Raw genomic sequence first — 24,005 nt, forward strand, 5'->3', positions numbered from 1 at the left:
GGAGTCACCGCAGGGTGATCAACTGGGTGGTTCGGGCAGCCAGTCGTGGGCCGGGTCGTACTCCAGCCAGCGGCTTCGTCCCGCTTCCGTGGCGCAAGCGGCGGTGAGGCCGTCGAGTCCGGGGTGTTCGTCGCCGGTGCGCCACAACAGGGACCAGGCGTACAGCGGGGTGGGGTCGACCAGCGGGACGGTGCGCAGGCCGGGGATCTCCGGCAGGGGGACGTCGGCGGGGATCAGGGAGAAGCGTTGTGGGTCTCGTGCCACTTCTTCGAGGAAGTGGGCGAGTCCCAGGTTGACGCTCGCGGCCCTGTCGCGGATGTCGAACCGGTCGGCGAACTGGTGGAGGAAGTCGAGCCGGTCCAGATTTCCGGGTGCCCACAGCAGGCTGCCGCGCAGTTGACCGGGTCGTAGCGCGGGCTCGGCCGCGAGGGGATGGTCGGCGCTCAGTACGGCGTCGACGGGTTCGAGGCGGACGAGGCGGTGGGTCAGCCCCGTGTGCAGCGGGGGGTGGACCCGGCCGAAGGCGGCGTCGATGTCGCCGTGCAGCAGTGCGTTCGTCACCGACGGCAGATCGCGCCCGTGCCCCAGGGCCAGGTCCCCGGCCCGTTCCGCGATCTGGGCCAGCGTCCGCATCGGCGCGTAGAGGTGTCCCCACACGTCGACACGCAGCGGGCGGCGCGTGCCGACGGCCGCCGCGACCGCGGCGTCGGCGGCTGCCAGGGTCCGGCGGGCCGGCGGGAGGAAACGCTGTCCGGCCTCGGTGAGGTGTACGCCGTTGCCGCCGCGCTGGAACAGCGTGACGCCGAGCAGCGATTCCAGCCGCGCGACCCTCTTGGACAGCGCCTGCTGGGAGATGGCGAGCGTCCCGGCCGCCCGCCCGAAGTGCCGTTCCTCGGCGGCGCGTACGAAGGCACGTACATGTGCCACGTCGAGATCCATGGCTCTCACCATAGGCGACAACCAAAAGTTGTCGGTCGTGCGTGTTCGTTGTTGGATCGCCGGGTGGCCGCGGGGGTTGCATTCGGGGCATGCAAAGACTGATTCCCACGGGCGACGCCGCGCGTCCGGTCGCTTTCGCCGAAGCCCCTCAGCCCGTCCCGGAGCGCGATGAGGCACTGATCAAGGTCGAGGCGTTCGCGCCGAACCGAGGCGAGACGTTCCTCCTCGAGAACCCCCGCCCGGGGCTGCTGCCCGGCAAGGACATCGCGGGGCTCGTCGTACAGGCCGCCGCGGACGGCTCGGGCCCCGGCATCGGCACCCGGGTCGTCGGGCATCCGGCACACAGCGGCTGGGCCGAGTACGCCGCCGTGCCCACGCACTCTCTCGCGGTGCTTCCGGACGGCATCGACAGTGTCCGGGCGGCGGCCCTGCCCCTGGCCGGGATCACCGCCCTGCGGCTGCTGCGCACGGCCGGTTCCCTGGCCGGGCGACGGGTGTTGCTGACCGGCGCCTCGGGCGGAGTCGGCCATTACGTCACCGAGCTGGCCGTGGGGGCCGGCGCCGAGTTGACCGCGGTCACGGCCACACCGGTGCGCGGCGAGCGGCTCGCCGCGCTGGGCGCCACGGTGGTGCACGATGTCGCGGCGGCCCAGGGGCCGTTCGACGTCGTGCTGGAGTCCACGGGCGGGCCGGTTCTGCCGCTCGCCCTCTCCAAGGTGCGCCCGGGCGGCCTCCTCGTCTGGTTCGGCCAGGCGAGCCGCACCCCGGTCACCCTCGACTTCTTCGACCTGCTGGGTGGACCGGAGCGCGTCACGATCCGGCACTTCCACTACGCCGGTGCCCCGTACGGCTCCGACCTGGAAGCTCTGGTGAGCCTCGTGGAAGGGGAACGGTTGCACCCGGAGATCGGCCGGATCGCCGACTGGTCGCAGACCGCCGGCACTCTGGTCGACCTGCGGGAGCGCCGGGTCCGCGGCAAGGCCGTCCTGCTGACGGGAGGAGCACGATGAGCGCCGCCGAGCTCGCCGCCGACTTCGCCGCCGAGTTCGCCGCCGCTCAGTGGACGCGTGCCACCGGTGCGGGCGTCGACCCCCACGAATACCGTCGCGTCACCGATGGCCTCGCCTCCGTCGCCGACTGGGGACCGTCGTTCCGGCGGACCGGACACGGCTACCTCGAGCGCGCGGAGGACGCGGCATCGTCCCTCTCGGCCGGCGAGTACCTGCTGATGGCGGCCCGATGGTTCCACCTCGCCACGCTCGCGCCGTACACGGAGGCACACCGTGCGGCCGCCGAGGCGGACCGCGCCTTGAGCCGGGCGCTCACGGTACTGGAGCCGGGCGCCCGGCGCGTGAGCGGCGAGGGATTCACCGGATCGCTGCGAGGGCCGGCCGACGCGCCGGGCACCGTGGTCGTCGTGCCCGGCCTGGACTCGGCCAAGGAGGAGTTCCTCGATCTGGTGTCCGCGCTGCTGGCCAGGGGGCTGGCGGTGTTCGCCATGGACGGCCCCGGGCAGGGCGTGCTCGCGGCCGGCACGACCCTCAGGCCGGACTACGAGCAGGTCGTGGGCCGGGTCGTCGACGCTCTCGGCGTCACCCGCATCGGGCTCGTCGGCCTCAGCCTGGGCGGCTACTTCGCGGCCCGTACCGCGGCACTGGAGCCGCGCGTGGCGGCGGCCGCCACCGTCAGCGGCCCGTTCCGCCTCGACTGGGAGGAGCTTCCGGCGCCGGTGAGGGACATCCTGGCCCGACGCACCGGAGGGACCGCCGCCGCCCGTGCGTTCGCCCGCCACGTGGACCTCGCCGCCCTGGCGCCCCGCATCACGGCCCCGCTGCTGGTCGTGGACGGAGGTCAGGACGTCATTCCCGGCGTGACGAACGGCGAACCCCTTGCCCGTCTCGCACCACACGGCACCTACCTGTCCGTCCCGCACGGCGACCACCTCCTCGGCAACGCCCGGCCCGACTGGCTGTCCCACCTCAGCGACCACATCGCCCACACCCTGACGGGAACACCGGCATGAACCGCTGGGTCAGGACGAACTGGCCCGGCCCCGCTGCCGTCTACCTCTGATCTTGGCCAGTGCTCCGCCCTTCAGGGCGGGGGTGAAGGCCATCCTTGGCCCGGAGGTGCGAAGCGCCGGAGCGCTCTGCACCGTCGGGGTGACGGTCAGACGGGGCGCTGCTGGTTTTCGATGTACTGCTTGACGACGGTCAGGGGTGCCCCGCCGCATGATCCTGCGAAGTAGGAGCCGGACCAGAAGTGTCCACCCCACAGGTGCCGGCGGACGTGGCTGTCGTACTCCTGGCGGAGTCTGCGGGAGCTGACGCCCTTGAGGGAGTTGACCAGCTTGGAGAGCTGGACCTTGGGCGGGTAGTGCACGAGCAGGTGGACGTGGTCCTGTTCGCCGTTGAACTGCTTCAGCTCGGCCTCGAAGTCGGTGCAGACCTCCCGCATGATCTCTTCTGTGCGGGTCAGCATGGCGTCGGTGAACGCCTTCCGCCGGTACTTCGTGACAAAAACCAAGTGAACGTGCAGGTTGTAGACAACATGGCGACCGGTTCTGACATCGGGATTAGGGTTCCAGCGGGGTGACATAAACCAATGTTAGGTTCTCGATTGTGAGTCACAACACCCTGGTCAAGCGGCAGTTCGGGCACCGTGCCCGGCTCGCGCTGTCGCCTGCCGAGATGTTGAAGACAGACGGCCAGGCGCACGCGGCCCGCACGATGTGGAACCTGCTGCACGCGTGGTGGCAGATGATGCCGAAGGAGAAGCGGACACTCGCGAACGCGGACGCCGCGATCCGACAGGCCCGCGAGGACATCGACTTCCTGGCCGTCCTCCCCGCCCAGGCCGCGCAAGCGGTACTCAAGACGTACTTCCGGGCGTGGAAGAACTGCTGGGAGGGCTGCGCCGACGCCCCGAACTTCAAGAACCGGTTCCGTACGGTGATGTCCGTGGACATCCCGCAGGGCCGGGACCTGAACATCACCCGCGTGCACCGCCGCTGGGGCATGGTCAACATTCCCAAGGTGGGCCGGGTCCGCTTCCGGTGGACCAAAGACCTTCCGGTCGGCAAGCGTGCAGGCGCGGAGAACCGGATCACCGGGGCACGACTGATCAAGGACGCGCTCGGCTGGCACATCGCCTTCCGTGTCCAGACCGTGGAGGTCAAGCCCGATCCCCACCAGGGGCCGGACGTCGGCATCGACGTGGGCGTCACCGTGCCCATAGCCCTCTCGGACGGTGAAACGTACGAGCACGGCGAATGGCTGACCGGCAAGGAGAAGGCAAGGCTCCTGTACTTGGAGCAGCGTGCCGCGCAGCGTAAGCAGCACCGCAAGCCCGGCGAGCGCACCAGCTGCCGGCTGCACCACACCTATGACCAGATCGCAGGACTGCGCGCGAAAGCCAAGCGCCGGGCCCTGGACTGGCAGCACCAGACGACCACCGTCATCGCCCGCACCTACGGCACCGTCGTGGTCGAAGCACTCAGCATCACGAACATGGTCAAGTCGGCCAGGGGAACCATCGAGGAGCCGGGGAAGAACGTTGCCCAGAAGGCTGGGCTGAACCGCTCCATCAGCGGAGAGGCATGGGGCCGGACGGTCACCATGCTGACGTACAAGACCGCCCAGCTCGGCGGCACCGTGGTCAAGGTCCCCGCCCCCGGCACCTCCAGGCGCTGCTCGGCGTGCGGCTTCACCACGTCCGGCAGCCGGGAGAGCCAGGCCGTGTTCGTGTGCAAGAACCCGGACTGCGGCTGGTCGGGCAACGCCGATCACAACGCAGCCCGGAACGTCTTGCACCTGTACCGGATGGGCCTTGCGCTCATCCCGGCTGCCGGGAGGGCAGTCGTCAGGCGCGCGAAGCGCGTCAAGCCCGCTGCCGCGAGGTAAGCAGGAATCTCCCGGCTTCAGCCGGGAGAGCACTTCAACAAGGAGATCAACACAACGCTGAAAAGGGGCTGACATGCAGGACTCACATGCGCCGTCGAACGAGGAAACGGGCACGTACGAGAGCATGCGATGGACGGTGCACGGCGAACGTTCCCTCCACGACACCCCGTGGGTGCGGCTGCGCTCGCTGGACGTGGAGCAACCGGACGGCGCCCGCACCGACTACCACGTCGTCCGGCTGCGGGACGTCGCCATCGCCGCGGCCGTCGACGACCGGCGGCGTGTCCTGATGATGTGGCGCCACCGCTTCGTCACGGACACCTGGGCGTGGGAGCTGCCGATGGGGCTGGTCGAGGACGGAGAGAGCCCGCAGGACGCCGCCGCCCGGGAGCTGGAGGAGGAGACCGGCTGGCGCCCGCAGGCGATGCAGGAGCTGATCTACGCGCAGCCGGCGGCCGGGATCACCGACTCCCAGCACTTCGTGTTCCGCGCGGACGGGGTCCGGCGCGTCGGTGAGCCTACGGAACGCAACGAGTCGGACCGGCTGGAGTGGATCCCGCTGGCCGACGTCCCCGGCATGATCGCCCGACGGGAGATCGTCAGCAGCGCGACCCTGGTCGCCATGATGGCTCTGCTGCTGGACCTGAAGGCTGGGTGAGCGGAAGGCAATCCGCATGTCGACCAGGTCAATTGCCGTCTCACAGGGTTGCGGGTGAGACGTCGCCGGGTGCCGCGGGTGCGTACGACGGTGCCGTCTTCCTTCGTGAACGGTCGGGTGAGAGGAGGGGGAAGCTGTGGCCGATGGGGGACAGCAGGAGGAAGAGGCCGGCCCACATGGCGAGGGCGAAACTCCACAGGCCCATCAGCACGGCGATGCCGAGGTGGAAGGTGATGCCGAGCGGCAGCAGAATCCACCGTGCCCGCTGTGACATCACCGGGGAAGCGGCCAGGGCGAGTTCGAGGGCGATGGGGAGCCAGGAGAGGGCGGCGACACCGACGGGGGAGTAGACGACGTGGTCGGTGAGGGGGCGCAGCCACTCGGGGAAGCCGAAGGAGGAGTTGTTGGCCCAGTAGTACATGGCGCTGCCGTCGGCCCATTCGGTGTGCGGCAGCTTGGCCGCACCCGCCTGGAAGTAGAGGATCGCCATCTGAAGGCGGGCGACGGTCCACACGCTCACCCCGAGGAGGGCCCAGGCACGGGTGGCGCGGGAGACGGGCTCGTCGTCCGTACGCGGCCCGGGGGTCCGCCAGTGCCAGCGACGGCCGTCGCCGAGCGCGACGAGGGCCAGCAGCAGGGAGAGGATCCAGGTGATCTGGTCGCCGCCGTCGCCGATGGCGATGCCGGAGAAGACGCTGAAGCCGATGTAGGCGTGCGGCAGGGCCGTGAGGCGGGGCCGCCAGCCGGACGCGACGACCAGGAGGACGGCGACACACAGCCATCGCAGCAGGTCGAACTGTCCGCGCGGTACGAGGCAGAAGGCGCCGCCCGCCGCCATGTCGTGGCACAGCGGGTATTCGCCCATCGTGGCGACGGGCCGGAAGAGGGTCGCCGAGCTGCTGAAGGCGAGGGTGCCGGCGGTGCCGAGGGCGAGCAGGGTGCGGGCGAGGCCGTAGGCGTTGCCCCAGGGCAGGGGGATGCCACGGGTGCGGCGGGTCGGTGTGTTCAGCATGTGACGTCCATGGCGAGGTAGCGCTCGGGGGTGGTGCGCTCGTGGACGAGGTCGCGCCAGGCCCACGGGACGGGCTTCTCCTGGACGAGTGCGACGCGGCCGCAGACGGTCGCCTCGGGCGAGGGGTTCTTGACCTTCCGGGCTGGCCGGGCGTCGGCCAGGCAGTCGGTGAGGTCCTCCTCGCACTCCTTCCAGTCCTTCTTCTCGGCCAGGTTGAGCAGGAGGGAGACCTCGATGCCCTGCGATCGGGAGGCGCGGTCGAGGCCGAAGGCGTTGCGCGGGCTGGAGTGCGGTGTGAGGGCCAGGGAGGTCCAGGTTCCGTCCGCGGTCCGCCGGTAGGGCAGGACCTCCACGTCCCGGGGAGACTTGGTGAAGAAAGCCCAGCCCTGCGGCGCGACGTTGGCGACCGTGGAGCGGGCCTGCTTCTGGCCGGGCAGGGAGAGCACGTTCTTGGGGACGTGGACCTCGGCCACGTAGAGGACCGCGACGCCCCACACGGCCGCGAGGGCCAGTACCGAACGACCGGACACCTGGACGCGGCCGGGCGCGGGTCCTTGCGCGACCCTGCGAAGGAAGCGTGGGAAGCGGTGGACCGCTGTGGTCCATCGGTGGCGTATCACGTCGTCAATCCCCGTGGTGTTCGGTGCGGGTGCGGGTGCGGGTGCGTGTGGGGCGCGGGCCGGGCAGCCGGCGTGGCCCGGCCCGCGCGGAGTGGTGCCGTCCCGGCCGTGCACGGCCGGGAGCATGGTCAGGCGGTCTTGAGGATCTTCGTCACGGTGGCGACGGCCTCGTCGTGGCCGAGAGCGGTGTCGTCACCCTTGGGGGCGACGCTCCAGAACCAGTTCTTCGCCTTGACGAAGTTGGCGCCGACCGCGACGGTCACGGTCACCGCGGCGGCCGCCGCGGTCACGGCGGCGGCGATGTGGACGACCGCGCCGGCGACGGCGACGAACGTGCCGCACATCTGGCCGTTCTGGACCGGCTGCGCGGTGTCCTTGGCGTCCGCCTTCTTGGCGATCGACAGGAGCTTGGCCTGTGCGTCGTTGACGGCCGATTCGACCTTGCGCGGGTCGCCGCTGCGGACCTTCTTGGCGAACGAGGCGAAGAAGCCGGGGTGCTTGGCGTCGACGGCGTCGGTGACGACCTGCGCGACGCGCGCGGAGTCCTTGGCGTCGGACGTGGCGAGCTCCGCACGCATCTCGCTGAACAGCGGGCTCTTGGCGAGCTCGGCGCCGACCTTCCCCTGCCCGAAGAACAGGCCCTTGAAGACGGCCTTGCCGTCCTCGGCGGCGTTCGGGGCCGGCTTGGCGGGCGCGGTCTTGACGGTCCTCGCGTGGTCGGCCCCGCTCGGCGCGGCAGCGGCCGTGGCGCCGGTGACGCATACAGCGGTGGCGGTCAGGCCGGCGATGATGCCGGCGGTGCGCCGGGTGATCTTCATTCGGGTTCCCCCTCGAGTGTGGGCATGGTCGTCCCGCGGCAGGGACGGAGGTCACCTGCCGCGGGACATGCGATCTTCGGGCCGGAACGTTTCCATTACCGGCGGGTCAGGTCACCGGTCGGAGAGGGTTCCTTATGTGATCTTGACGTCGGCAATTCACATGACATACGGCGGAAGTTCGGGTTCCGCGGGTCGCCAGGGGCGCCTCGACGACGGCCCCGCGGCCGCGGCGGAGTCCGAATGATCGCTGCGGGCCCTGGGGAAGTGACTGCCTGCTTCTTGACGCGGTCCGAACGCCGTCCGCGCCCTCAGGGCATGCCCTAGGGCCGTGTGCTGTCGGCGGAGTGCGAGCGGTGCTGATGGACGGGCAGGGGCTCGCCGCGGCGGATGGCTCCGGGGGCGCGCCGGGCGGGGTGGTCCGCACGGCGGGAGGAGGTGAGCTGCCAGGGGACGCTGGTGACCATGACACCGGGGGTGAACAACAGGCGGCTCTTGAGCCACAGCGCGGACTGGTTGTGCAGCAGGTGCTCCCACCAGTGCCCCACCACGTACTCGGGAATGAAGACGCCCACCACGTCCCTGGGGCTGTCACGGTGCAGGGAACGTACGTACTCCACGACCGGCCGGGTGATTTCCCGGTAGGGGGAGTCGAGCACTCTCAGCGGTACGTCGACGTCGAGTTCCGCCCAGCGGCGCTCGAGATCCTTCGACTCCTCCCGGTCCACGGACACGGTCAGCGCCTCGAGAAGGTCGGGCCTGAAGGCGCGGGCGTAGGCCAGGGCGCGCAGGGTGGGCTTGTGGATGGTGGAGACCAGGAGGACGGCGATCACGCGTGAGGGTCCGACGAGCTCGGCGCGCGGGTCGCTGACGGCCAGTTCGTCGGCGACGCCATCGTAGTGGCGGCGGATGCCGCGCATCGTCAGCCACAGCACCACCGCGGCGACCACGGCCAGCCAGGCGCCCTGGGTGAACTTGGTGGCCAGCACGATCACCAGGACGAGACCGGTGACGACGGCGCCGACCGCGTTGATGACCCGTGCGAGCTGCGCCCGCCGGCGGGTCTCGGGGTCGGTCTCCGCGCGCAGTTCGCGGTTCCAGTGCCGGACCATGCCGGTCTGGGAGAGGGTGAAGGAGGTGAAGACGCCGAGGATGTAGAGGTGGATGAGGCTGGTGACGTCCGCCTCGTAGAACCACAGCAGCAGCCCGGCGGCCAGGGCTAGGGCGAGGATGCCGTTGGAGAAGGCCAGCCGGTCGCCGCGGTTGTGCAACTGCCGCGGCAGGTAGCGGTGCTGGGCGAGGATGTCGGCGAGCAGCGGGAAGCCGTTGAAGGCGGTGTTGGCGGCCAGGATCAGCACCAGGGCGGTGGCCGCCTGGACGAAGTAGAACCCGAAGCTCTGCTCGCCCCCGAAGACCGCCGCGGCGAGCTGGGCGATGACCGTGCGCTGGGTGTACGCGTCGCAGTCGCCCGTCAGGCCCGTGAGCCGGCAGGAATCGTCGGTGATGTGCACCTTCGTGATCAGCGCCAGGGCCGTCACGCCGACGAACATGGCCACCGCGACGGTGCCCATGATGCTCATCGTGGAGGCGGCGTTCTTCGACTTGGGCTTACGGAAGGCCGGGACGCCGTTGGAGATCGCCTCCACGCCCGTCAGGGCCGTACAGCCGCTGGAGAACGCGCGTAGGCACAGCATGACCAGGGCGAAACCCGCGAGGCCCGCGTCGCGGGGGTCGGGGGCGATGCCGAAGCCCGCGCTCTCCGAGACCGGGGCATGGCCGAGCGCGTAGCGGACCAGCCCGGTGACGACCATGATCATTACACCGGTGATGAACAGGTACGTCGGAGCGGCGAAGGCCTGGCCGGACTCCCGTACGCCCCGTAGGTTCACCCCCGTCAGCAGAGCCACGAAGACCACCGCCATGAGCACCCGGTATCCGGCCAGCTGGGGCACCGCCGAGATGATGTTGTCCACGCCCGAGGCGACCGAGACGGCCACCGTCATCACGTAGTCGACCAGCAGCGACGCGGCGACCACCAGGCCGGCCGAGGCGCCCAGGTTGTGCGAGACGACTTCGTACGATCCGCCACCGCTCGGATAGGCGTGCACCACCTGGCGGTAGGAGAGCACCACCACGGCCATCAGCGCCACGACCGCCGCCGCGATCCACGGCGTGAAGTGCAGGTACGCCATGCCGCCGAGCGTGAGGACCAGCAGGATCTCCTGCGTGGCGTAGGCGACCGACGACAGGGGGTCGGAGGCGAAGATCGGCAGGGCCAGCCGCTTGGGCAGCAGCGTCTCGTGCAGCTCCTCGCTGCGCATCGCCCGGCCGATGGCCAGCCGCTTCAGAAGCCCCGTCACATTGATCACGAAGCGAGCCTATGCGGCATATGTGACCTATGTGATGGTACGCAACGCCGAGGAGGCCAGGGGAGCGCACGTCAGGGCGGCGTCAGGGATGTGGCGTGTCGCTTGTGCCCGGGCGCGGGGCTTCCTTCAATGGTGCTCGTGAACAGCCATCTGCGCCACGACGACCGGCCGCCTCATACGGCGCTGCCCGGTTCCGCGCGCTGTTCGCACATGGCGCGCTGTTCGCACACGGTGCGCCGCTCACGCACGATGCGCTGAGCGCGCCCACTCTTCACTGACACCCCGGCTGCACCATCACGCGGCAGTCGGTATCCCGTGGCACGGCGCATTCCGGCTTCGGCCGTACCTGTCGCTGATGTCGCCTCACGCTCGCACGGCAGCTCCGCCATACGGCGCTCGCTGCCGCTCTGCCCTTCCCGGAGTGGATTCCCATGTCTTCTGCTGTCTCGCCCGCCCCCAGGACCGCGCTGGTCACCGGTGCCACCTCCGGCATCGGCTGGGAGACTGCCCGGCTCCTCGCCGGAAAGGGCGACACGGTCATCGTCCACGCCCCCGACCAGACGTCCGGCGACGACGCCGTCACCCGCCTGGCCGCGGCCGGCGTGGACGTCCTGCGGCTACGCCTGGTCGTCGCCGACTTCTCCCGGCTCGACGAGGTCCGGGCCATGGCCGTCCGGATCGCCGAGGAGCACCCCGTCCTGGACATCCTGGTCAACAACGCCGCCGTCGCCGCTCCCGAACGGCGTACGGTGACCGCCGACGGCAACGAACTGTCCTTCCAGGTCAATTTCCTGGCGGCCTACCTGCTCACCCACGAGCTGGCCGGTCCGCTGAGTGCCCGCCCCGGAGCCCGCGTCGTCAACGTGTCGTCCTCCATGCACCGCACCGCGTCCATCTCCTGGAACGACCCGCAGCGCACCAAGCGCTACTCCCGCCTCGCCGCCTACGCCCAGTCCCAGCTGGCACTGACCGTATTTGCCCGCGAGAAGGCCCCGTGGACGTCGGTCAGCGTGCACCCCGGTGTGTGCGACACCGGTCTGCTGCCCCTGTACGCGCACGAGGGCGACCCCGCCGCAGAAGGCGCCGCGCGCGTCGTCCGCCTCTGCGAACCCGCCACCGAACTCGTCCCCGGCGCCTACTACGACCGTACGGCCCTCTCCCCGGCCGCCCCCGCCGCCATGGAGGACCGCACGGTGCGCCGCCTGTGCAAGCTCGCCGACCAGCTGGTCACCGCCAGGTCCGCCTGAGGAAGGACGCTTCCCACACCCAACCCCCGTACGGGTGTGGGGACGTCCGGCTGAGGCCTCGGTGTGCGTAGCGCCGGGCGAAGAGGCATATGAAGTGCCGTACGTTCGTGGAGGTGGAGGGCGGGCGGGGGCGGTGCGGGGAAGCGTCCTCGCGCCCCGCCTGGGTAAGAGATCATCGGGCACGTCACTACTGTGCTGCGTCCACGCCCGTTCGGTCCAGTGAATGTATGCGTCCTATATTCGTCACGGAATCCGAACGGTCGACGAGCGGGGACGGCATGACATTCGATCTGCACAAGCTGCGGTTGCTGCGCGAGCTCAAGCACCGCGGCACGCTCTCGGCCGTCGCCGCCGCGCTGTCGTACAGCCCTTCCTCCGTCTCCCAGCAACTCTCTCAGCTGGAGGCGCAGGTCGGCCTCCCGCTCCTGGAACCGGTGGGGCGGCGGGTGCGGCTGACTCCGCAGGCCGAGATCCTGGTCGCGCACACCGAGGCCGTTCTCGAACAGCTGGAGCGGGCCGAGGCGGACATCGCCACGTCGCTGGCCGGACTGACCGGCAGGCTGCGGATCGCCTGCTACCAGACGGCCGCGTTCGCCCTGGCGCCGAACGCGCTGACGCTGCTGCGCGACGCCCACCCGGGATTACGGGTCCACCTCACCCAGGCCGAGCCCGAGCAGGCCCTTCCCGCCCTGCTCGCCCACGACTTCGACCTGGTCGTGACCGAGGAGTACCCGGGAAGCCCCAGCCCCCGCCCGACGGGCCTGGAACTCGAGGAGCTCCACGAGGACGCATTGCGCCTGGCCATCCCGCCCGGCGAGGGGAGGGCGGTCCGTCTCGCCGACCTGCGCGACCGGCCCTGGGTGCTGGAACCGGAGGGAAGCGCCGCGCGGCACTGGGCCCTGACGCTGTGCCGCACGGCCGGCTTCGAGCCCGACGTACGGTTCGAGTCCGCCGACCTCCTCTTCCACGCGCGCCTCGTCGAGCAAGGTCACGCCGTGGCCTTCCTCCCCGACCTGCTCTGGAGCGGCCGCACCCCGACCGTGACGCTCCACCCGCTTCCCCAGGGCCTCAACGCACGCAAGATCATCACGGCGGTGCGGGTCGGGAGCAGCCGCCACCCCGCTGTCGAGGCCTGCCGCAAGGCACTGCGCCAAGCGGTCGAGGACCTCGACACCTTCGGCCGCCCGCCGGCTGCGGCTCGCCGGCGGGGGAGGCGCTGACAGAGGCCGCGCGCCCGCTCGCGGCTCACTGTCGTCGCGGTGCCCCGGTCTCCGTCAGTTCGCCGTCGGTCAGCCGCAGCCACCGGTTCACGCCGATCTCATGGAGGAACCGTTCGTCGTGGCTGACGATGACGAAGGCTCCCCGGTAGGAGTTCAGGGCGCTCTCCAGCTGCCCCGTGCTGACGAGGTCGAGGTTGTTCGTCGGCTCGTCGAGGAGCAGCAGGTGCGGAGCCGGCTCGGCGTACAGGACGCACGCCAGGGTGGCCCTCAGCCGCTCACCACCGGACAGTACGCGTACGGGCAGATGGGCCCGGGCCCCACGGAAGAGGAAGCGGGCGAGCAGATTCATCCGCTCGGTGTCCGTCCGGTGGGGTGCGAAGGCGGTGAAGTTCTCGGCGACGGTACGGTCCAGGTCCAGCAGGTCCAGGCGCTGGGAGAGGTAGGCGAGCCGCCCGTCGGCGCGCTTGATCTCTCCGCTGCCCGGCGGGAGGTCGCCGGTGATCAGACGCAGCAGCGTGCTCTTGCCCGCCCCGTTGGGGCCGGTCAGGGCGATGCGTTCGGGGCCCCGGACGGTGAGGTCGACGCCCGGGCCCCCGAACACGGGCCGGTCACCGAGCCGGACCTGCAGCCGCTCGCCGAGGAAGACGGTGCGGCCGGCGGGGACGTCGGTGTCCGGCAGGTCGAGTGTGAGGCGCTGTTCGTCACGCAGGGCCCGCCCCGCGTCGTCGAGGCGGGCCTTGGCCTCGCCGACCCGGTTGGCGTGCGTCTGCCCGGCCCGGCCCGCCGACTCCTGTGCTCCGCGCTTCATGTTTCCGGCGAAGATCCGAGGAAGGCCGGCGCTCTTGAGATTGCGGGCGGCGTTGCTCTGGCGGCGCTCGGCGCGTTCGCGGGCCTGCTGCATCTCCCGCTTCTCGCGCTTCAGCTCCTGCTCGGCGTTGCGGACGTTCTTCTCGGCGACTTCCCGCTCCGCTCGCACGGCCTCTTCGTACTCGGTGAAGTTGCCTCCGTAGAAGCGCGGTTCACGGCCGTCGAGTTCGACGATGCGTTCCATGCGGTCGAGCAGCGCCCGATCGTGACTGACGAGCAGCAGGCAGCCGTTGAAGTCCTCCAGTACGTCGTAGAGCCTGTGCCGGGCGTCCAGGTCGAGGTTGTTGGTGGGCTCGTCGAGCAGCAGCACGGCGGGGCGCTTCAGTAGCCGGCCGGCGAGGCCGAGGGAGACGATCTGGCCGCCGCTGAGCGTGTCGAGGCCGCGTTCCAGGGCGAGGTCACCGAGGCCGAGGCGGTCGAGCTGGGCGCGGGTGCGTTCCTCGATGTCCCAGTCGTCGCCGATGGCCGTGAAGTGCTCCTCGGCCACGTCGCCCGACTCGACGGCGTCGATGGCCCGGATCACCGAGGCGATCCCCAGGACCTCGGCCACCGTGAGGTCGCCGGTCAGCGGCAGGCTCTGCGGGAGGTAGCCGAGGGTTCCGGCCACCGAAACGGAACCCGCACGGGGTCGCAGTTCGCCGGCGATCACCTTGAGCAGCGTGCTCTTGCCGGAGCCGTTGGGGGCCACCAGGCCGGTACGTCCCCCACCCAGGGAGAAGGACAGATCCTCGAAGACCGGGGTGTCATCCGGCCAGGAGAAGGACAGGTTCGAGCAAACGACGGAAGCGTTGGACATGAAGACGACCTCGTGCGGGAGGAGGGCAGGAGGAAACCACTGCCCTGGCAGACATGAAGGAGGGAACGACCGAGAGACCACAACGGCTGCGCTCGCATGCGGCTGCCGGTGGTCGATCACATCCGGGTATCACCCGGAGATGTCGTCGTCCCCTGCCATGTCTGTCGCTCCTCGATACATGATCAACGTCCGGTCCAGGCTAGCAGGCCTTTCCCGGCGCCCACAGGACGCGACAGGCGCCGAGCGGCGCGAACAGGGCCCCGCACGCCAAACGTTCGGGTTTCGTGAACAGAAAAGGCCGGAAACATTCGCTGGACCGAATCGGTGGGGGCGTCGCAGGGTGGTGGGGTGCTCGAAGAACCTACTGCGCGGTGGTACGCGAGGCCGGCTCCCCGTACCTCCTTCGCCCCACTCCCCGCCCCCACCCCAGCCGCCGTACGGGAATTCCACGCCTCCCTCCCGGGGTACGGCCCGACACGACTGACCGAACTTCCCGGTCTGGCGAGTGAGTTGAATGTCGGCCGACTGTTCGTGAAGGACGAGTCGACGCGCCTCGGACTGCCCGCCTTCAAAGCCCTGGGCGCCTCCTGGGCCATCCACCGCGCGCTCGCCGGGCGCGACACCTCCACTCCGGTGACGCTCGTCACCGCCACCGACGGCAATCACGGCCGGGCCGTGGCCCGGATGGCCCGCCTCCTCGGGCAGCACGCGCACGTCTTCGTCTCGGCGGGTGTCCATCCCGCCGCCGCGGACGCGATCGCCGGCGAGGGGGCCCGGGTGACACGCGTCGACGGCTCGTACGACGAAGCCGTACACCGGGCCGCCGCCGTCGCGGACGAGACCGCGGACGCGTTGCTCGTCCAGGACACCGCCTGGCCCGGCTACGAACGTGTCCCCGGCTGGATCGTCGAGGGCTACTCGACCCTCTTCCGCGAGATCGACGAGCAACTGACCGCCACCGGAGCCCCGAGCCCGGACCTCGTCGTCGTACCGGTCGGCGTCGGCTCGCTGGCCCAGGCGGCGGTCGCGCACTACGGCGGCTCCCCTGGCCACGCCCCCGCACTGCTCGCGGTGGAACCCGTGGCCGCCGCCTGCGTACTGAGCTCCCTGTCGCGCGGCGAACGCGTCAGCGTGGCGACGGGCCGGACCACCATGGCGGGGCTGAACTGCGGTACACCGTCCGCGCTCGCGTGGCCGTCACTACGTGACGGGCTCGCGGCGGCCGTGGCCGTCACGGACGAGCAGGGCGCCCGAGCCGGCCGCGACCTGGCCGCGCTCGGCGTCTCCTCCGGCCCGTGCGGCGCGGCCTCCCTCGCCGGGGTCCGTGCGGTCGTACAGGCCGAAGACCGCCGGGCCGCCGTCGGGCTCCGCCCCGACGCGACGGTCGTGCTGCTCAGCACCGAAGGCACAGCGGCCAACCCGCACCATGAGGCGTACGGCGAACAGCCGTCGGGGCTGCCGGCTGGAGCGCCGCCGCCTAACCTTTGAGCGGTGGGGCGCGGGGTGGGCCGACTGGCGGGGTGTGGATGATGCGCGTGGTTGTACCGCCCCGACGGTCACATCGCGTGGGCCACCCGTACCACCGATACCGACACCCGTCGGGCCGAACGGACCCGGGCGCTGAATACCTGGACCGGCGCCCCCGCATAGCGGACGTGCCGTACGCTCAGTCGCCTCCCAGCACCGCCCGGATGACGTGCCGGGCGTTGCGCGCCATCGCCGGGTTCGTCCTGCGGTAGTACGGCAGTGCGATCAGCGCCTGGGAGAGCGTCCGTCCCCGGCCGCGGGTCCAGGTCGCGTCGTCGACGTCGAGGGCCTCGCGGAGGACCTTTCTCGCGTCGGGCGGCAGCAGGTTCCATGCCGGGAACAGGTCGCAGGCCGGATCGCCCACGCCCATGCATCCGAAGTCGATCACCGAGGTCAGCCTGCCGCCGGCCACCAGCAGATTGCCGGGCATCAGGTCGGCGTGCAGCCAGACCGGCGGCCCGTCCCAGGCCGGGGCCCGTAGCGCGTCGTCCCATACGGCGGTCACCGCGTCGCAGTCGATGCCCTCCTGCGGGATCGCGCGCAGTTCCTCGATCGCCGCCCGGGTCTCGGCGTCGAGCGAGGCGAGCGGCCCACCGCGGTGGGCCCGCGGCGCGCCCGGCAGGGTGATGCTCCGCATCGCCGCCACGAACGCGGCCAGGTCCTTGGCCAGCGGTACGGGTTCGCTCAGCGCCCCCTCTTCGGGGTTCTCACCCGCCAGCCACCGGTACACCGACCACCGCCACGGATACCCCTCGGCGGGATCCCCGGCCCCGAGTACTTCGGGGATGGCCGTAGGCAGCAGGGTTGCGAGGCGGGGCAGCCACTCGCGTTCCATCGACAGGTCCTCGGCCCCGCCCTTCACCAGCGGTAGCCGTACGGCCATGCCGTCGCCCAGCCGGTACATGGCGTTGACCGTGCCTCCGGACGCGAACCGCTCCACCGCCAGCCCCGCCCACCGCGGGAACTGTCCCGCGACCAGCCGCCGCACGAGGTCCTCGTCGACGGCGAACTGGCCCGGATGCATCTGCCCTGCGCTCATGAACCGCCATCCGACCGTCGAACTCGACCGAGGTCAAACATTTTTACGAGGAGTGCACACTGCCGCACGGCGCGGCGCCGGCAGCGTTGCGGCGCAACGGCGCGGCGCCGCGGAGGCCCGGTGCGCCCTGCTCGAACGGCAACTGGACGCCGTCGAGCGGCCCGCCACCGCCCTGACCGCCGTCGCCTCCGGACCCCAGGACATGCCCAAGGTCCTGATCGTCGACGACCAGGCGGACAACCTGCTCACGATGAGGGCCGTACTGGAAACGCTCGACCAGGGCCTGGTCACCGTCTCCTCCGGGCGGGCGGCCCTCAAGGCGTTGCTGGACCATGACGACTTCGCGGTCATCATCATGGACGTACAGATGCCGGAGACGGACGGCTACGAGACGTGCGCGCACATCAAGCGCCGGGCCCGGACCCGCGACGTGCCCATCATCTTCCTGACGGCGATGGGCGTGAACCCGGAACACTCCGCCCGCGGCTACGCGGCCGGCGCGGTCGACTACATCAGCAAGCCCTTCGACCCCTGGGCCCTGCGCGCCAAGGTCGCAGTGTTCACCTCCATCTACCTGGAACACCACGCCGGTCGGTGACCAAGGGGCGGGTGTGGCTCGACGGTCCTCCCTCTGAGGGGTTTTGGCCTGTCACCTGCCGCCGTGAGGCCTCGACTTGTTGCGTCCACCGATGGTGACCGGGATGGGACACGACCCCTTGCGCACGCTGTTCGCCCATGCGTACGGTGTGCGCAACGGGGCCCGGGGCAAGGGCCCATGACTCCGATCGCCCTCCCGTCCGCGGGTCGGCGACCCATCACGAGGGAGTTGGAAGATGTCGAGAAACGCCCACTGGAAGAAGCCGCTGTCCTCCGTCGGGCTCGGCCTCGCCGCGCTGCTCGTGTCCGCCACGGCCTTCAGCGGCCAGGCGTTCGCGGAAACCGTCGAGGGGATCGAGATCGACGACAGCGTGGTCAGCGAGAACGCCGAAGCGGTCACGGCGGCACTGCCGTGCATCACCAGCACCGGAGTCATAACGTGCTTCGACAAGGCGGGTGACAAGGTGTACGTCAAGGACACCAAGGCCGACGGCAAGTCCGCGGTCGGGCTGTGGCGGACCGACTACGGCCGCTCCGGAGGCTGCCGCAACAAGCTGACCGCCGGCAAGTGGGCCGAGTGCAACTACGACATGCGCGAGGAGGGGTCCATTCAGCTGCAGAACGCCCGGTACGACGGGCAGAGCGGCAAGTTCACCTACCCCGACCCGCGGGTGTACTCCGTCTGGCTCCCCATCGGCGGCTGACGGCCACCGTGGGCGACGGTGGTCCCGTCCGGCGGTGGTGTTCACCCGTCAGGGGGAACACCACCGGGGCTCGCCGGTGGGTCGGCCAGGAGGTGGCACCCTCTCGGAACATGACCGACATCGCCAAGAACGCCCAGCTCGCGCCCGTCCAGGAGTTCCAGCGCATGGACGCGGACGGCGACGGATCCGTCGACCTGACCGACTTCCTCCGGGCACCGCACCGGCTCCTGTCCGAGCTCGGCATCCCGGAGGAGTCGGACAAGGGGCGGGCCCTCCTCGAGGCCAACAAGACCCAGTGGACGTTCCTGCTGTCCCTCGGCGACGCCGACGGCGACGGGATCCTCACGACCGACGAGTACGTGACCGCCCGCACGTCTCCCGCCTTCCGTTCGGCGGACCGCCCCGGGAAAGGGGACGTGTGCCGGACCCTGTTCGATCTGCTCGACCGTGACGACGACGGTTCTCTCGACCGGGACGAATTCCTGCGGGCCGGTGACTTCCTGGGGGTGTCGGCCGCTGACGCCAGGGCGTACTTCGACGAACTCGACGCCGACGGCAGCGGACGCATCAGCCCCAAGGAGTTCCTGAAGGCGGTGAAGCGCTTCTACACCAGCTGATCCCCCGGACAGCCGAGCCGACCCGCCTGCGGTGCCGATCACGTACCGATCGCCGGACCGCTGGATTGCCGGATCACCCGGCGGGTCGGTCAGGCGCGCGTAGCTCACGTCGCGGTGCCGCCGCCGTCGGCGCACGGGACAGGACGCCCGTCCGCACACACGCGTGATCCCAGCCGAGTGCTCAAAAAGGCCCGCCGCAGTCGACCGGAAAGCGACCCGGGAGGGCGCACCGGAAGGCTGTGCGGTGCGGCAGGGTGGCTGTAGCGTGCGCAACGTTTCACACCGGCTCACACCGACATGGCTCGCGTTCGCGAGCAGGAAGGGAAGTCGATGAGAACGAGGCACAGACCCATCGGCCGACTGGTCGGCGCTCTGGTGGCGTCGGCCGCGGCCGTGGCCCTCCTGGGCACCGCTCCGGCCCCCGCGACCGCGGGGAACCGTGTCGCCATCAGCGTCTTCGGCTCCTCCATAGCCGCCGCCCGCAACGCCGACGGACGGCTGGAGCTCTTCGGAACCAACAGCGGCGACGCCGTCTTCCACCGCTACCAGAACCGTGCAAGCGGCGGCCAGTGGTCGCCCTGGGCACAGTTCGACGGCGCGCTGCGCGCCGTGGCCGCCGAGACCAACGCCGACGGCCGCATGGAGCTGTTCGGCGTCACCGGCGCCGGAACCATCTTCCACCGCTGGCAGACCCCGGACACCGGCACTCCGTGGTCCAACTGGGAGCAGCTCGACGGACTTCTGACGTCGATCGCCGCGGCCCGCAACGCCGACGGACGTCTGGAGATCTTCGGAACCAACAGTGCCGGGAACATCTACCACCGTTGGCAGACGGCCATCGGCGGCCCCTGGTCGGGCTGGGAACTCATCGAGGGCGGACTGAGCCAGGTCGCCGCCGAGACCAATGCCGACGGCCGCATCGAGCTCTTCGGCGTCAACAGCGCCGGCCAGATCTTCCACAAATGGCAAACCGCTCTCGGCGGCCGATGGTCGTCCTGGGAGCAACTCGACGGCAGCCTGACGTCCATCGCCGCGGCCCGTAACGCCGACGGGCGGTTGGAGATCTTCGGAACCAACAGCGGCGACGCCATCTACCACCGCGCGCAGAAGGCCATCGGCGGCCCGTGGTCGGGCTGGGAACAGTTCGACGGTGCGCTGAGCCAGGTCGCGGCCGAGACCAATGCCGACGGCCGCATCGAGCTCTTCGGCGTCAACGGCGGCGGCTACCCGTACCACCGCTGGCAGACCAGGATCGGCGGCCCGTGGTCCGGGTGGGAGCAGTTCGACGGCCTGCTGAGGCCCTAGGGCGTTGTACCGGACACTCACCGGCGCCCGCGAGCTCCTCTGCTGCCCGCAGACTCTGCCGACTCACCGGTCGCCTCCCGGCCGCATTGCCATGGGCGCTGGACGGCCGGCGCCTGCTGCCTCCCCGTGCGAACTTTGACCTGACTGGTACGTCGTCGGCATCCACGTCGGCGAGCGACGCTCCCACCCGGGCGACTGCATGGGTACGCCCGGGTGGGCGGCAACGGCAGCACGTCGGCATAGCGCGCTTCGAGCGCCTCGGGCAGGCCCAGGTGGAAGTCGAGCCCGTACGGCGCCCTGATCCGCTCCTACCGACCTGTGCGGGCGATCATTCCTGGGGAGGACGGGTGTTCGGCGAAGGGTGGCCCGCCCAGGTCGGCGCAGGGCCTGCCGCCATAGCGCGATCGGGTGAGACGCACGTCACAGACGGTCGTGTCACAACTCGCCGGGCTGCCCCGTCATAGATGTGTACCGACGGACAACATCAACGGAGCGCATCATGGAAGCACGCCTCAACGCCTTCACCAACCCGGTCCTGGGCAAGGTCTTCAAGCACATCATCGCCGCGGGCAAGGTGCTCGGGGACTCGACCCTGCCGGCCTCCACGCAGGAGCTGGTGAAGCTCCGCGCCAGCCAGATCAACGGCTGCGGCTTCTGCACCGACATGCACTTCAAGGACGCCGTACACGCCGGAGAGTCCGCGGAGCGCCTCAACCTGGTCGCGGCCTGGCGCGAGGCCACGGTGTTCACCGAGGCCGAGCGCGCCGCGCTGGAGCTGGCGGAGGAGGCCACCCGCATCGCCGACGCGGCCGGCGGCGTCCCGGACGAGGTGTGGGCGAACGCCGCCAAGCACTACGACGAGGAGCAGCTCGGCGCCCTGGTGGGCGTCATCACCCTCATCAACGCCTTCAACCGCGCGAACGTCATGCTCCAGATGCCCGCCGGCGACTACCAGCCCGGCCAGTTCGGCTGACCAGGAGTGCGGTGTGTCCGAGGTGAACGGGTCCGCCCTGGACCCGTTCGCCCGCGTGGCGGGAAGAGGCCGCGCATCGGCTGCCGGAAACCATAGGGCGTAAGGCGGCGTCCCACCGGACATCCGCAAGATCATGAACGCTGCAGAGGACCTTGCCCATGACCGGGACCGCCACCCGCTTCCTCTACCTCGCCCGGCACGGTGAGGCGTCACCGGACGAGAGCGAGCTGACGAACAACGGACGCCGACAGGCCGTACTGCTCGGCGAGCGGCTTCGCGACAGCCCGCTGTCCGTCGTCCATCACGGGCCGCTGCCGCGGGCGCGGCAGACCGCTCGGTTGGTCTGCGAACAGCTCGACGGCGTTCCGTCACAGGTGACGGAACTGGCCGGGGACTACATCCCCCACGTGCCGCACCGGGAGGAGCTGCCGGCGGATTCGGCCGACGCCCTGCTCGCCCTTCTGTCCCAGTTCACGGCAGAGGAGCGGGAGCGGGGGCCCGCGCTGGCCGAGGCGGCCCTCGCGCGGTTCGCCGGACCCGTTGACGGCGACGAGCCCCGTCACGAGCTCGTCGTCACCCACAACTTCCTCATCGGCTGGCTCGTCCGAGCCGCCCTCGACGCACCGAAGTGGCGCTGGATGGGCCTCAATCACGGCAACGCCGCGCTGACCGTGATCCGGTACGCGCCCGGACGCCCTGCTTCCGTGCTCTTCTTCAACGACATGGGGCACCTTCCCCCGGAGCTCCGCTGGACCGGCTTCCCGCCCGACCTTCACCCCTGAGCCCGCACGCTGAGATCAGTGGTCCATCCCCGCACGGTCTCGACCACCACACGCCTTCGCCGCGCGTCAGGCCCGGGAGCCGCTGTTCGACGGCGCGGACCCGGCGGGCCGGCAGCAGGCCCTTGAGGAGCCATGACTCCGTCCCGCCCGTCGTCGCGCCGATGTCCGCCCCCAGTTCGGCGAGACATCCGGTGACCGAGGCGAGCGTGTCCGTGGGGATGTCCGCCTCGAAGCGGTAGTAGGGCTCGAACACCCGTGTGCCGGCGCGCTCCAGGGCCCTGCCCAGCACCACCGGTGTCAGCCCACGGAAGTCGCCGGCCGTGCTGACCGGGCCCGCGAAGCCCGAGCGGACGAGGGTGACCGTGCAGTCGGTGACCGCCCAGCCGTGCGGGCCCCGTCGTAGCGCGGCGTGCACGCTCTCCTCGACGGCGCAGTGGAAGGCGTGGGGGAGGGCACCCAGCTCGGTCTCGTACCGGAAGGTCACACCGGTGTCCCGCTCCGCCGACTCGACGCGCAGGCCGACGGTGGCCCAGAAGCCGCTGGGCGACGGGGCACGTCGCCCCATCTCCTCGTACGCCTCGCCGGTGCCGACGGGCCGTTCGACGCACACGGTGCGACTGGGTTCGAAGACGGCCTCGATGCCGAACTCCTCCGCGAGAGCGGCCGCGATGATCTCCTTCTGGATCTCGCCGTACAGCAGCACCGATGTGGCGCCGTCGGGCTCGGCGCTCGCGTGGATCAGCGGATCCTGCTCGGCGAGGCTCCGCAGGGCCGCGCGCAGGCGCGCCGTCGCCCCGGGCGCCACGTCGCGCGGCCGGACGACGGTCCGCAGTGCGGGCGCGGGGAAGCGCGGGCGGTGCGGCCCGCCGCCCCGCCCGTCGGGGTCTCCGAGCAGGTCGCCCACCCGGACCTCGGTCAGGCCCGTGATCCTTCCGATGTTCCCCGCCGTCAGGCGGCTCGTGCCGTCGTCGGCGCGTCCGACGACGTCGAGCGAGGTGATCCGGCCGGTGTACGCGTGGTGTGTGCCGTCCGGCTCGCGGCGGTGGAGCGTGACCCGCCGGCGCGCGGTGAGCGCCCCGGTGGACAGCCGCAGGTACGCGGTCTTGCGCCCGGACGGATCGCGGTCGACGGCGAAGACCGTCCCCGTCGGCGCCGCCACCTCCGCCGGTGCCGTGCCGGCGGTGCCGGCGGCATCGGCACACGGGGGCCGGAGCAGGCCGGTGATCCCCTCGACGAGGGCGCCGACGCCCTGCCCGCCGAGCGCCGAACCGAAGTACACGGGGTGCACCAGCCCCCGTGCCGTGCGGTCGCGGAGCGCGGCTCCCAGCTCCTCGGAGGAGGGAGCCGGGCCGTCCACGACCCGGGCGAGCAGCGCGTCGTCCGTCTCGGCGAGCACCTCGCCCGTGCGGGTACGGAAGTCCGGGTCGTCGAGCGACTCGGGCAGCGCGCGAGCGGCCCGCGTACCGAGGTCGCGTACCGCCGTCATGGGGAGGACATGCGGCGTCAGCTTCCGTCGGATGTCCGTCAGCAGACCGTCCCGCCGCGCGCCCGGACGGTCGATCTTGTTGACGAAGAGGAGCACCGGCAGCCCCATGTCGCGCAGGGTGCGCATCAGGACGCGGGTGTGTGCCTGGACGCCCTCGACAGCCGAGAGCACCAGAATCGCGCCGTCGAGCACCTCGAGGGCCCGCTCGACCTCGGCCACGAAGTCGGCGTGCCCGGGGGTGTCGATGAGATTGACCTGCGTCGTGCCGACGGCGAAGGAGACGACCGCTGAGCGGACGGTGATACCGCGCCGTCGCTCGACGGACCCGGTGTCCGTCTGCGTACTCCCGCCGTCGACGCTGCCGAGCCGGTCGATCGTGCCGGTGTCGAACAGCAGGCGCTCGGTCAGGCTGGTCTTACCGGCGTCTACGTGCGCGACGATGCCGATGTTCAGGGTGTGCTGGATCTGCATGGGTGACGAAGTCCTCGAAATTCACCGTCCGGTAGGGGCGCTGGGGTGTTTCGAGGAAT

Annotated in this window: 22 protein-coding genes and 1 pseudogene; 14 read left to right on the top strand and 9 right to left on the bottom strand. The window is 70.8% G+C overall.

The window, feature by feature from the left end:
- Positions 1-18: 18 nt before the first annotated feature.
- Positions 19-939, bottom strand: coding sequence for a LysR family transcriptional regulator (locus tag AB4K12_RS03510; protein ID WP_368432742.1), 921 nt, complete (start codon positions 937-939; stop codon positions 19-21).
- Positions 940-1,028: 89 nt separating this feature from the next.
- Between AB4K12_RS03510 and AB4K12_RS03515 the strand changes: the two genes are divergently transcribed.
- Positions 1,029-1,949 (top strand): zinc-binding dehydrogenase, encoded by a 921-nt coding sequence (locus AB4K12_RS03515; RefSeq protein ID WP_368432743.1) that lies wholly within the window; start codon positions 1,029-1,031, stop codon positions 1,947-1,949.
- The gene (locus AB4K12_RS03520; protein WP_368432744.1) at positions 1,946-2,962 is read left to right on the top strand and encodes an alpha/beta hydrolase family protein; all 1,017 of its coding nucleotides are present in this window, start codon (positions 1,946-1,948) and stop codon (positions 2,960-2,962) included. The genes AB4K12_RS03515 and AB4K12_RS03520 overlap by 4 nt, the downstream gene beginning before the upstream one ends.
- Positions 2,963-3,108: 146 nt before the next feature.
- Here the strand turns inward: AB4K12_RS03520 and tnpA are convergent, their stop codons facing one another.
- The gene (gene tnpA, locus AB4K12_RS03525) at positions 3,109-3,537 is read right to left on the bottom strand and encodes an IS200/IS605 family transposase (protein ID WP_368432745.1); all 429 of its coding nucleotides are present in this window, start codon (positions 3,535-3,537) and stop codon (positions 3,109-3,111) included.
- A 23-nt stretch (positions 3,538-3,560) separates the two neighbouring features.
- Between tnpA and AB4K12_RS03530 the strand changes: the two genes are divergently transcribed.
- Complete coding sequence (locus tag AB4K12_RS03530; protein WP_368432746.1) at positions 3,561-4,841, top strand: RNA-guided endonuclease InsQ/TnpB family protein; 1,281 nt, start codon at positions 3,561-3,563, stop codon at positions 4,839-4,841.
- Positions 4,842-4,965: 124 nt separating this feature from the next.
- Positions 4,966-5,499 carry an NUDIX hydrolase gene (locus AB4K12_RS03535; RefSeq protein WP_368433143.1) on the top strand — a complete coding sequence of 178 codons (534 nt, stop codon included), beginning with the start codon at positions 4,966-4,968 and terminating at the stop codon, positions 5,497-5,499.
- Positions 5,500-5,539: 40 nt separating this feature from the next.
- Here AB4K12_RS03535 and AB4K12_RS03540 read toward each other — a convergent pair whose 3' ends face one another.
- The 4 genes from AB4K12_RS03540 to AB4K12_RS03555 all read right to left on the bottom strand — a co-directional run bounded on the left by AB4K12_RS03540 (position 5,540) and on the right by AB4K12_RS03555 (position 10,315).
- On the bottom strand, positions 5,540-6,511 hold the full coding sequence (locus tag AB4K12_RS03540) for a sporulation-delaying protein SdpB family protein (protein WP_368432747.1): 972 nt from the start codon (positions 6,509-6,511) through the stop codon (positions 5,540-5,542).
- Positions 6,505-7,131: an SdpA family antimicrobial peptide system protein gene (locus AB4K12_RS03545; RefSeq protein ID WP_368432748.1), complete on the bottom strand. Its 627-nt coding sequence runs from the start codon at positions 7,129-7,131 to the stop codon at positions 6,505-6,507. The genes AB4K12_RS03540 and AB4K12_RS03545 overlap by 7 nt, the downstream gene beginning before the upstream one ends.
- A gap of 128 nt (positions 7,132-7,259) precedes the next feature.
- A complete protein-coding gene (locus AB4K12_RS03550) occupies positions 7,260-7,949 on the bottom strand; it encodes a sporulation delaying protein family toxin (RefSeq protein ID WP_368432749.1) in 690 nt (229 codons plus the stop codon).
- Between the two features lie 320 nt (positions 7,950-8,269).
- The gene (locus tag AB4K12_RS03555; RefSeq protein ID WP_368432750.1) at positions 8,270-10,315 is read right to left on the bottom strand and encodes an APC family permease; all 2,046 of its coding nucleotides are present in this window, start codon (positions 10,313-10,315) and stop codon (positions 8,270-8,272) included.
- A gap of 431 nt (positions 10,316-10,746) precedes the next feature.
- Between AB4K12_RS03555 and AB4K12_RS03560 the strand changes: the two genes are divergently transcribed.
- Complete coding sequence (locus AB4K12_RS03560; RefSeq protein ID WP_368432751.1) at positions 10,747-11,562, top strand: SDR family NAD(P)-dependent oxidoreductase; 816 nt, start codon at positions 10,747-10,749, stop codon at positions 11,560-11,562.
- Between the two features lie 278 nt (positions 11,563-11,840).
- Positions 11,841-12,782: a LysR substrate-binding domain-containing protein gene (locus AB4K12_RS03565; RefSeq protein WP_368432752.1), complete on the top strand. Its 942-nt coding sequence runs from the start codon at positions 11,841-11,843 to the stop codon at positions 12,780-12,782.
- 25 nt (positions 12,783-12,807) lie between these two features.
- Here AB4K12_RS03565 and AB4K12_RS03570 read toward each other — a convergent pair whose 3' ends face one another.
- Positions 12,808-14,445 carry an ABC-F family ATP-binding cassette domain-containing protein gene (locus AB4K12_RS03570; protein ID WP_368432753.1) on the bottom strand — a complete coding sequence of 546 codons (1,638 nt, stop codon included), beginning with the start codon at positions 14,443-14,445 and terminating at the stop codon, positions 12,808-12,810.
- Positions 14,446-14,793: 348 nt separating this feature from the next.
- Between AB4K12_RS03570 and AB4K12_RS03575 the strand changes: the two genes are divergently transcribed.
- Both AB4K12_RS03575 and AB4K12_RS03580 read left to right on the top strand, forming a co-directional pair.
- Positions 14,794-15,933: a diaminopropionate ammonia-lyase gene (locus AB4K12_RS03575; RefSeq protein WP_368432754.1), complete on the top strand. Its 1,140-nt coding sequence runs from the start codon at positions 14,794-14,796 to the stop codon at positions 15,931-15,933.
- Positions 15,934-15,984: 51 nt separating this feature from the next.
- On the top strand, positions 15,985-16,095 hold the full coding sequence (locus AB4K12_RS03580) for a hypothetical protein (protein ID WP_368432755.1): 111 nt from the start codon (positions 15,985-15,987) through the stop codon (positions 16,093-16,095).
- A gap of 16 nt (positions 16,096-16,111) precedes the next feature.
- On the opposite strand, the gene AB4K12_RS03585 is transcribed toward AB4K12_RS03580, so the two are convergent.
- Positions 16,112-17,011 (bottom strand): aminoglycoside phosphotransferase family protein, encoded by a 900-nt coding sequence (locus AB4K12_RS03585; RefSeq protein ID WP_368432756.1) that lies wholly within the window; start codon positions 17,009-17,011, stop codon positions 16,112-16,114.
- 88 nt (positions 17,012-17,099) lie between these two features.
- Between AB4K12_RS03585 and AB4K12_RS03590 the strand changes: the two are divergent.
- The 6 genes and pseudogenes from AB4K12_RS03590 to AB4K12_RS03615 form a co-directional block, all read left to right on the top strand.
- A pseudogene (locus AB4K12_RS03590) lies at positions 17,100-17,609 on the top strand (response regulator); the annotation flags it as partial.
- Between the two features lie 235 nt (positions 17,610-17,844).
- A complete protein-coding gene (locus AB4K12_RS03595) occupies positions 17,845-18,312 on the top strand; it encodes a hypothetical protein (RefSeq protein ID WP_368432758.1) in 468 nt (155 codons plus the stop codon).
- A 110-nt stretch (positions 18,313-18,422) separates the two neighbouring features.
- A complete protein-coding gene (locus AB4K12_RS03600) occupies positions 18,423-18,929 on the top strand; it encodes an EF-hand domain-containing protein (RefSeq protein ID WP_368432759.1) in 507 nt (168 codons plus the stop codon).
- A 330-nt stretch (positions 18,930-19,259) separates the two neighbouring features.
- Positions 19,260-20,234 (top strand): tectonin domain-containing protein, encoded by a 975-nt coding sequence (locus AB4K12_RS03605; RefSeq protein ID WP_368432760.1) that lies wholly within the window; start codon positions 19,260-19,262, stop codon positions 20,232-20,234.
- Between the two features lie 499 nt (positions 20,235-20,733).
- Positions 20,734-21,207 carry a carboxymuconolactone decarboxylase family protein gene (locus AB4K12_RS03610; protein WP_368432761.1) on the top strand — a complete coding sequence of 158 codons (474 nt, stop codon included), beginning with the start codon at positions 20,734-20,736 and terminating at the stop codon, positions 21,205-21,207.
- A gap of 158 nt (positions 21,208-21,365) precedes the next feature.
- A complete protein-coding gene (locus tag AB4K12_RS03615; protein ID WP_368432762.1) occupies positions 21,366-21,989 on the top strand; it encodes a histidine phosphatase family protein in 624 nt (207 codons plus the stop codon).
- Here the strand turns inward: AB4K12_RS03615 and otr(A) are convergent.
- Positions 21,922-23,946 carry a tetracycline resistance ribosomal protection protein Otr(A) gene (gene otr(A), locus AB4K12_RS03620; RefSeq protein ID WP_368432763.1) on the bottom strand — a complete coding sequence of 675 codons (2,025 nt, stop codon included), beginning with the start codon at positions 23,944-23,946 and terminating at the stop codon, positions 21,922-21,924. The two genes, AB4K12_RS03615 and otr(A), sit on opposite strands and share 68 nt — an antisense overlap.
- Positions 23,947-24,005: the final 59 nt, after the last annotated feature.

The sequence above is a fragment of the Streptomyces sp. C36 genome (assembly GCF_040932295.1).
GTDB lineage: Bacteria > Actinomycetota > Actinomycetes > Streptomycetales > Streptomycetaceae > Streptomyces > Streptomyces triculaminicus.